The sequence below is a fragment of the Actinoplanes lutulentus genome (genome assembly GCF_003259845.1).
GTDB lineage: Bacteria > Actinomycetota > Actinomycetes > Mycobacteriales > Micromonosporaceae > Actinoplanes > Actinoplanes lutulentus.
Genome location: NZ_QLMJ01000033.1, coordinates 1 through 8,104, shown reverse-complemented (window position 1 = coordinate 8,104; position 8,104 = coordinate 1). Strand labels below are relative to the sequence as shown.

At 67.4% G+C, this 8,104-nt stretch carries 10 protein-coding genes; 7 read left to right on the top strand and 3 right to left on the bottom strand.

Annotated elements, in window-relative coordinates:
• Positions 1-2,208: hypothetical protein (locus tag B0I29_RS46230; protein WP_220091596.1), on the bottom strand; the 2,208-nt coding region annotated here is incomplete at its 3' end.
• A gap of 126 nt (positions 2,209-2,334) precedes the next feature.
• Here B0I29_RS46230 and B0I29_RS43895 point away from each other — a divergent pair.
• Both B0I29_RS43895 and B0I29_RS43890 read left to right on the top strand, forming a co-directional pair.
• A complete protein-coding gene (locus tag B0I29_RS43895; protein ID WP_111655122.1) occupies positions 2,335-3,255 on the top strand; it encodes an alpha/beta fold hydrolase in 921 nt (306 codons plus the stop codon).
• Between the two features lie 47 nt (positions 3,256-3,302).
• Positions 3,303-3,770: a hypothetical protein gene (locus B0I29_RS43890; RefSeq protein WP_111655121.1), complete on the top strand. Its 468-nt coding sequence runs from the start codon at positions 3,303-3,305 to the stop codon at positions 3,768-3,770.
• An 800-nt stretch (positions 3,771-4,570) separates the two neighbouring features.
• Here the strand turns inward: B0I29_RS43890 and B0I29_RS43885 are convergent.
• Positions 4,571-4,900 carry a hypothetical protein gene (locus B0I29_RS43885; protein ID WP_146617103.1) on the bottom strand — a complete coding sequence of 110 codons (330 nt, stop codon included), beginning with the start codon at positions 4,898-4,900 and terminating at the stop codon, positions 4,571-4,573.
• 425 nt (positions 4,901-5,325) lie between these two features.
• On the opposite strand from B0I29_RS43885, the gene B0I29_RS43880 reads away from it, so the two are divergent.
• From B0I29_RS43880 to B0I29_RS47285, 3 genes are read left to right on the top strand one after another with little or no spacing between them, the layout of a single operon-like run.
• Positions 5,326-5,631 (top strand): hypothetical protein, encoded by a 306-nt coding sequence (locus B0I29_RS43880; RefSeq protein WP_111655119.1) that lies wholly within the window; start codon positions 5,326-5,328, stop codon positions 5,629-5,631.
• A complete protein-coding gene (locus tag B0I29_RS47290; protein ID WP_245973208.1) occupies positions 5,632-6,117 on the top strand; it encodes a recombinase family protein in 486 nt (161 codons plus the stop codon).
• Positions 6,101-6,475: a helix-turn-helix domain-containing protein gene (locus B0I29_RS47285; RefSeq protein ID WP_245973207.1), complete on the top strand. Its 375-nt coding sequence runs from the start codon at positions 6,101-6,103 to the stop codon at positions 6,473-6,475. The genes B0I29_RS47290 and B0I29_RS47285 overlap by 17 nt, the downstream gene beginning before the upstream one ends.
• Before the next feature lie 128 nt (positions 6,476-6,603).
• Here B0I29_RS47285 and B0I29_RS45510 read toward each other — a convergent pair whose 3' ends face one another.
• Positions 6,604-6,825, bottom strand: coding sequence for a hypothetical protein (locus B0I29_RS45510; protein ID WP_146617102.1), 222 nt, complete (start codon positions 6,823-6,825; stop codon positions 6,604-6,606).
• A 103-nt stretch (positions 6,826-6,928) separates the two neighbouring features.
• Here B0I29_RS45510 and B0I29_RS43870 point away from each other — a divergent pair, with 103 nt between their 5' ends.
• Together B0I29_RS43870 and B0I29_RS45505 are read left to right on the top strand one after the other, a co-directional pair.
• On the top strand, positions 6,929-7,390 hold the full coding sequence (locus tag B0I29_RS43870; RefSeq protein ID WP_111655118.1) for a helix-turn-helix domain-containing protein: 462 nt from the start codon (positions 6,929-6,931) through the stop codon (positions 7,388-7,390).
• Positions 7,391-7,536: 146 nt separating this feature from the next.
• Entirely contained in the window at positions 7,537-7,992 is a 456-nt protein-coding gene (locus tag B0I29_RS45505; protein WP_146617101.1) for a hypothetical protein, read from the top strand.
• Positions 7,993-8,104 lie beyond the last annotated feature (112 nt).

Genomic DNA, 8,104 nt, shown 5'->3' with positions numbered 1-8,104 from the left:
CCTGTCCGGGTCGCCGGCAGCGGCCACCACCGGCACCAACGCACTCAATGCCTGTACCTGCTGGCTCCGCTCGGTGAGGGACCGAGCGAGCTGCTCGGCGTCGGCAGCTAGCCGACGGGCCCGTCCAGGCTCGCCCGCAATGGCCACCGCCATGGCGACCCCGGTCAGCGATTGCGTCTGCTGCTCCGGGTCAATGATGGATCGGGCGAGAGCTTCGGCACGGTCCGTATGGCCGAGTCGTGCCCAAGCCGCAGGCAGTCCGATGGGGATGTGGGTGTTGCGTTCGGCCAGGCTGTAGCGGCGTATTGAGAGCAACGCCATGGCTTCAAGGTTGGGGTCGGACTGGGCAAGCAGCAGGGTCTGGGTGGTGGTGATCTCGGTGAGGGCGGCGGCGTCGCCGCCGGATAGGTCGAGCATCCGGTCGTGGCGGGCGGCGTCAGTCGCCAGGGAGACCAGGCGGGTCAGATCTCCGATACTGGTCAGGAGGCGGTAGTAGCCGCGAAGCAGGTATTCGGGTGTGGCGGTCGGCCACTGTCGTGCCTGGTAGGAGTCGGCCCAGGTGTGCAGGCGCTGGCGGTAGTCGTTGAGACGTGCTGGGCCGATCCGTTCAGCGGCGGTGTTCTGGAGTTCTTCGTGGCCCAGCACGTACACGTCGGGCCCGCGGCCGGGTTGCCAGTGGCTGTCGCGGGGGTGGAACGAGCGTCCGGTCACGGTGGCCAGATGCCTTTCGGCCTGCCAGAGGAGCTGGTCGGTGAGTTCGGCGAGGTCACGGGTGCTGAGGCCGCCGCCAGCGGCGGCGAGTAGACCCAGCAGGTCCTGCTCGGTGTGGCTGCCGGTCAGCAGATGGTCCAGTTCGCGCTGCATGTCCCTGCGCACGACCTGCGCCCGCGGCGATGCCGAAAGCTCTTGGATGACGGCCGGGTCGTACAGGGGGTGGCCGGGGGGCACGTCGTGGGGGACCGGCGGGTTCGGCCGGCCGGCGACGATGATCCGTGCCCCGTGCGGGGGTATCTCCGGCAGCAGCGCGGCAATGCTGTAGGCGTCAGGACCAGCGGTGACCCCGCGGTCCTCGTCGAGGCCGTCAACGAGCAGCACCATCCGCTCACCGCGGGCCTGACATCGTTCGGCGGCCCGGTCCAGCAGGTCCAGGAAGCTGTACTCGCGGCAGGTGTCAGTCAGTGGCGGCAGCGGCTCGCCGAGCAGCTCGGCGAGTTGCCCGACGACGGCCTCGATGAACGCGATCCGGTCGCTCTGACCGGCATAGCGGGCGGTGATAAAGAACGACACGACCCGCACCGCGGCAGGCGGGTGCAGCACAAACCAGGACATCAACGCCGACTTGCCCGCCCACGCCCCGGCCCGCCAATACCAGTACCCGCCAACACCTGGGCTGGCACAGAAGGCGGCCATGTCGACCAACTCCCGGTCACGGCCGACCAACTGTTGCGGTGCTATCCGGGTGACCTGCACCCGGTACGCCGAGCGGGCCGGCGCCCCCAACCCCGTCGGCACCTCCGGTACCGGCACCGCCCGGCTGTAGTGGCCGGCGTTGTACGCCCACCACAGACCCTCGTCATCTGGACCGGTCCAGCCACCACCGTCGTGGGTGATCCGCTGTGGGCGCTGCCCCGAAGCCTTCTCGTGCAGGTACTTGTACAAGTAGCGAGAGCCGATCGTGGTGCCCGCGGTCGTGATCCCCGACCTCAGCACCTCGATCATCGTACGGGTGACCACCCCACCGTAGGCGGGCCGATCTGCGCTGGAGGTCAATAGCTCGTATCGGTGCGTACGTCGGCCCAACCCGACCTGCTGCCACGTCGCAGCCTGTGCCGCGCCCACCCCGGCATGGCAGGTGTCCAGCAGTACCAGCAGACCACCCAGGCTCGGATGATCGCGCAGCCCTTCCTTCAACAGCTGCGACACGTGTACATCCGTGCCGGAGTTCCCCCGGCCGCTGCCATCGGCGGGCAGGAAGTAGAAGTCGTCATCGGCCGCGATGCCGTGCCCGATGAACGCCAGTACCAGAATCGACCCGTCACCGTCATTCGCCCGGGTGAACGCGGCCTGCACCGCCTGCATCAGCACGGTCCGAGGCGGGTCGATCAGCACCGGGGGGTCGAACGCCGGCTCACAGGCGCCCAACTCGGGATCGGTCAAGACCTTCCCCAGGTCATACGCCAGATCCGGCAGAAAGCTCAGCCCCGACATGGCTGCACACTGCGACCCGATCACCAAAGCCAGTCGGCGTGCCGGAGGACCACTCATCCGGCCACACTGCCAGAGCAGCCACATCCATCGACATCCGCGCTACGTCCATGAAGGAGTCCGACGCGTATGGCCCGCATCGTGTTCGTCCACGGCATCGCCCAGCAGCAACGCTCCGCCATCGAACTTGAAAACGAATGGCTACTCTCGCTCGCCGGCGGGATCGGCATCGCCGGATACCCCCACCTCGCCGACCGGCTATGGCCGGTCCAACCTGCCGACCGGTGGGCTCGCATGGCTTTCTACGGCAACCTGTTCCGCACCTCCGACCAGCAGGGCGACACCAGCGAGATCGCCGACAGCCAACGCGAGATCGCCAACGAGATCGCCTTCGACTGGCTCATCAACGCCCTAGACTCCAACCGGGCCCGTGACGCCGGCACTGCCCGCCAAGAACTCGACGCCCTCAACCTCGACCGCGCCGATCCGCAAGGCCTTCCGGGTACGACCGCCCGCGCCCTCGCGGCCCTGGACCGCATCCCCTGGTTCGGCAACGCTGGTTTCCGGCTCGCCGGCAGCCACGCCCTGCTCGGCCAGGCCGTGCGCTACCTCAGCGAACCCGCCATCCGCGACACCGCCATCGCCGCCGTCCACCAACACCTCGACGAGGACACCCGCGTCGTGCTCGCCCACAGCCTCGGCTCGGTCGTCGCCTACGAAGCCCTCCACGCCCGGCCGCAACCCCTGCCCCTGCTCATCACCATCGGCAGCCCGCTCGGCCTGCCCTCGGTGATCCGCCGCCTGCAACAACCACCTGCCTACCCGACCGGCGTACAGCGCTGGATCAACCTTGCCGACCGCGACGACATCATCGCCGCACGCCCACACCTCACAGCGATCTTCGACAAACAGCGCCCACCCGGCGCCACCTTCGAGAGCACCTACACCGTCGATAACGGCGCCGAACCCCACCGCGCCACCTTCTACCTCACTAACCGCACCATCGGCCACGCCATCGCCACCGCACTAACCACCGACGACAACCCCTGACCCCACCACCCCAAGAGCTCCCGGCCCACGCGTGCTGGGTATGGATATTGTCCGACGCCGAGATCGCCACGTATCTGATGCTGCGGTACATGCGGGCTCTCCGGCCTGGCAAACATGCCCTCTACGGAGTGTTCGTCACGAGTGGATACCGCGAGACATTCTTCCGCCAGCACCGGTCGACCTGGCGTTCGGTCGAGATGCTCTACCGGCTGCGGCTGATCGATAAGATGCCCGCCACCGGTCGCGCCTTTCGCACCGGCAACGTCGCCGACCCGAAGATCAAGGAGAAGACAGCCCGCAAGCCGGTGGTCCGATACAAGATCAATGACGACGGGCTACGGGTCAACGCGCTGCCCACGGCATGGCAGGTACTAACCGAACCCACGCCGCAGGACCTGATTCGGCGCGAACACGGACCGCTGGCCGAGCGAGCAGGTCCCACCCTCTCGGACCTGTTCACCATGCTCGGCGCGGTCGATCGACCGGCCGGCACCCGCGCCAGGGACGGCACGTAGGTAGCCGTAGAAGGGCGCCGGACAACTCATCCATGCGCCGGAGCACCACCTGCGGCCAGCGCTCAGCCAACATCAACAGCGACCCTTGCTACGGACTCCACCGCCAACGGCGACGGGTGAGGTGGCCACGCGCCGCTCGCCCGATACTGAGACGGTCTCCGCCTTCGGCCTGATGCAGCTGCGAGGTGCCACCCCGCTGTCAGCGTTCATCGGTCATCTCGCTGTCAGCGGAAGCGCCATGGCTGACATCAAGATGGCAGTCCCGGGTGGCCGGCTTGGGTACGCCGTGAGGCTGCCGCCATCCGCGCATCGAAGTAATCGCGTCCGAGCTGTTCCACATCCATGGAAGTCGAACGCAGGGCGCGTCGTGGGACGTCATCGCCTGGCGACGGCATGTCATCCGAACGGGGGTACGCCCAGGCCACCTCGCGGCGGCGCGGGGCCTAGGCTTGTCGCGATGAGCGTTAGGCGCGCACACTGCCCTTACTAGCTGACTCCTGGCCCCGGCAGCGTGAGGGCCGCGACGCGCGAAGGAGCATGGCGTAATGGGTCTCATCCGATGGATTTTCGGCCGCCCCAAAAACTCAAGCTACGAAGCGTCAGACGCGCACAAGTCCATGCCAGAAGAGCCCACGCGCCCCTCATGGGAAGAGCCGCACAGGGAAGGCGTGAACGACTGGTTCGACGAGTATCGCAAGAGGACCGGAGCGTAAGAGGGCTCCTCTGGACGAAGCTTCGGGTAAGGCGGCCGCCGTCGCCGAGGTCACCGAGCTGCTCGACGTCGCCCCGGCCTGGCGCGGCTAACCGGGCTCGGGTGGCGCTGGCCGGGGGCCCAGCCGCAGGGCGAAGGGTATGTCGGGGTGCACCGTGATCCCGTCAGCCGGGGTGGCTGGCCCGGCTGGGGTGGTGCGGACGGCCAGGTGCTGCTCGACGAGGTGGCGGCGGCGGCGCGCGATGGTGTTCCCGTCGGCGAGGACGGTGATCTGGTGCTCGCGGTAGCCGCGCAGGTTGGGTTCGGTGCCGTCGAGGTATGCGCGTACGAGGCTGGGCAGGAACGTCGGGACGTTACGCGGTGACCAGCGGTTGCGTAGCTGGTCGTGGGGATGGCGGTGCAACGTCGGCCTGGGCACGAGCATGGTGTCGGCCGGGGTGGCGGTGAGGCAGGCCCGGCCGGAACCGATATGCCCAGGTGGATGGAGCGGGCCAGTGCTTCGGTCTGATCTGCGGGCTGCCGGCTCGCTCGTGTCCACCGGCGGCAGCGACCGCCCCGGCCACCGCAGACAGCGCCCATGCCCGCACATTCGGGTCGGTGGTCGAGTGAGCGAGTTCTTCGGCTCGATCGGGATCGCCGGCGGCAGCGATCGCCCCGGCCACCGCAGACAGCACCCATAACCGCCCATTCGGGTCGGTGGTCAAGTAAGCGAGTGTTTCGGCCCCATCGGGATCGCCGGCGGCAGCGATCGCCCCAGCCACCGCAGACAGCGCCCACGCCTGCTCGCGGATCCAGAGCGTTCACCTGGAATCCAGCAGTTGGAACGACGAGCTGACCGCTACCGTGCGGCTCATCGCCAACCGGCCGGACGAGCTCGCCCAAGCCACCACCGCCGACGGCGACTACCTGCACGACTATCCGCGGTCCTGGAACGACGAGTACAAGAGGATCGGCGAAGAGGATCTGGAGACCAGCGCGTTCCTGCTCACCGAGGTCCGCGTGCTCTGGCAGCTACCCACCGGCAAGATCACCGCGGTGCCGACCGGCAGCGATGCCCTCTTCCGGCAGGCCGTCGAATGTCTGGACGTACTGGTCTGGGCCCTCAACCGGGCGATCAGCCCGGTGATCGACAAGCTGGAGAACGCCTGAATGGCCCGGTACGGCTATGCCCGGGTCTCGACCCGGGAGCAGAACACCGACGCTCAGTCCGACGCGCTCGCCCGCGCCGGCGTCGAGCCAGACCACATCGTCATCGAGAAGATCAGCGGCAAGCTCGCCTCCCGCCCCAAGCTCGACGCCCTGCTGTCCAAGCTGCAGCCGGGTGACCAGATCGTGGTCACCCGGCTGCGGCGCATCGGCCGCAATCACCAGCACCTGCTCGACTTGGCCGCCTGGTTCGAGGAGCACGAGGTCGACTTCATCGTGCTCGAGCAGGGCATCGACACCTCGACCCCGATCGGCCGGCTGTACTTCCGCATCATGGCCGCGCTCGCCGAGTTCGACCGGGAGGCCATCGTCGAGGGCACCCTCGAAGGCCTCGCCGCAGGCCCGGGCCCGCGGCCGGGTCGGTGGCCGGCCGACCAAGCTCTCCGCACGCCAGCTAGAGCAGGCGCAGCACATGTACGACGCCGGTAAGTACACCGTCGAGGAGATCGCCGAGACGTTCGGCGTCGGCCGCGTAACCCTCTACAAACACCTCAACGCCCACCACGACGGCCGCGACTGTGTGCTGGTCGTCTACCGCAACACCCGGCCTGGCAAGGTCGACGCCGACACCAACCGCCGCTACGGCGAAACCGGGCAGAGGAGAAAGTGCAGCTCGAAGCAGACCGCAAATGGTTCCCATCGGCGAGCTGCGGCGACCCCGGGTCAAGGGCATCGTCTACGTGGTCAACGGCGTCGTCACCCGCGTCCGGGCCATCGACCCCAACGGCCAGTGGGACGAGGACGACCGGGGATACGTCGACGTCCCGGTCACCAAGCCGTTGACTGACGTAGAGATCGCCCAGCAGTTCCCCAGCCTGCCGTTGCGGGTGGGTGAGGAGCGGCCCACGCGTTCGCGGCAAGATTCGGGAGTACGTGCTGCTCTGACCGGACCTGAGCATGGCTCTCTGCTCCCTCTTATCCCCGCAGGAACTGGCAAACGCCGAGGCCGACACTGACCGCAGCGACGAATGTGCCGCCCGCTGCTGCCAACGTCGCTGACACGCTGCCGCCGGTGACGCTCGACAGCAGCGCCGCCGCAAGGGCTGAAGCCAAGGCCGCCAGCACGATGATCGCCAATACAAGGACTCTTCTGTTCGGCTGGGGGTGCCCGAACTTCGTTTGACTGGATTCACTCACAGTGGCAACGGTAGGCATCAGACGGCATGATTGCAAGAATCAAACGGCATCGGACGGAGCTAAGTGGTATCGTTGCTGTCCTTGCAGCAGCGGAGAGGAAGTCATGGCTGACTGGGAACGGCTGGGGCGATACGTAGTGAGTCGACGGGTGGAACTTGGCTACACCCAGCGAACCGACTTCGCAGAAGCTACGCGCATCACCGCCCGGGTTCTCTCAGACATCGAGAATGGCCGACGCGGCAACTTCGACCAGGTCACGATTGCGAAACTCGAGTATGGGCTGAGATGGGCGACCGGCAGCGTGGCGAAAGTTGTCGACGGAGGCGCACCGGAGCCTCGGGGCGGCCTGGTGTATGACCATGGACCCGACACTGCGGCTGGCTACGTTCCGACAGAAGATGCGGCCGTCGTCAGGGTTCTCCGCTCTGACCTTCCCGACGAGAAGAAGCGCGAAGTGATCCGCATGCTGATCGCGGAGGAGTTGGCCGCTCGCGAAGCGAGGCTCAATATGGCCAACAAGCTCATTGATCTGCTACGTCAAGATGTGGCGCCGGAACCTTCCTAGTGGCGAAGATTTACCGCCATTTATCAGCGAAGGTCACAGCGCGCCTGCCTTGAGAACCCGATCCGGAGCAGCACCCTGACCCGTACGCATTTCCTGCGACAGCGCGCGGCACTCCGGCCGCACCCGGCGAACCCAGCGGAAACCTCGTGATCGACCCGAACGCCGCGATCCTGCCGACGACCCGCCGGCCAACCGTCGGCCACGAGCTCGCCGAGCCTGTCAGCGCGAGCCCGGCCGGCGCCGGCCCGTCGCAGGAGAACGGCTCGGTGACCAACCTGATCACCGAGCCGTTCCACCACGGCGGCCTGTTCACCGCCGGTGACGGCCTCGACCCCGACGCGATCGCCGCGCTGCGGGTACTGCACACCCGGTGCCGGCAGCAGGCCGTCGCGCTACGGCGCAGGATAGCTCTGCGCCGAGCAGGCCGAACCCGGCGATGGCTGCGGCGGGATGGTCGATCAGCACGCCGGCGCCGAAGCCGATGCCGGCCAGCCCACCCGCCGCCCGGCCCGCCCCGACGCTTCGGCCGACCAAGTCCAGGCCCCTCGACGGATGGGTATTGCACGAGCTGCGGCACTCGGGGCTCACCCACGACGCCGTGATTGTGTCAGCGAGAACCGGGTTCTGTCCCTTCTTGCGTGATTGATCTTGTCAAAATATTCCGATCACATCGGCGCGCGCTCGGCAGATTTTGGCGAGACTTGGTCATCTGTG

Excerpts from the sequence above, each read along its gene's own strand:
- B0I29_RS47290 (WP_245973208.1), top strand. The coding sequence starts at position 5,632 with ATGGCCCGGTACGGCTATGCCCGGGTCTCGACCCGGGAGCAGAACACC.
- B0I29_RS43870 (WP_111655118.1), top strand. The coding sequence starts at position 6,929 with ATGGCTGACTGGGAACGGCTGGGGCGATACGTAGTGAGTCGACGGGTG.
- B0I29_RS43895 (WP_111655122.1), top strand. The coding sequence starts at position 2,335 with ATGGCCCGCATCGTGTTCGTCCACGGCATCGCCCAGCAGCAACGCTCC.
- B0I29_RS47285 (WP_245973207.1), top strand. The coding sequence starts at position 6,101 with ATGTACGACGCCGGTAAGTACACCGTCGAGGAGATCGCCGAGACGTTC.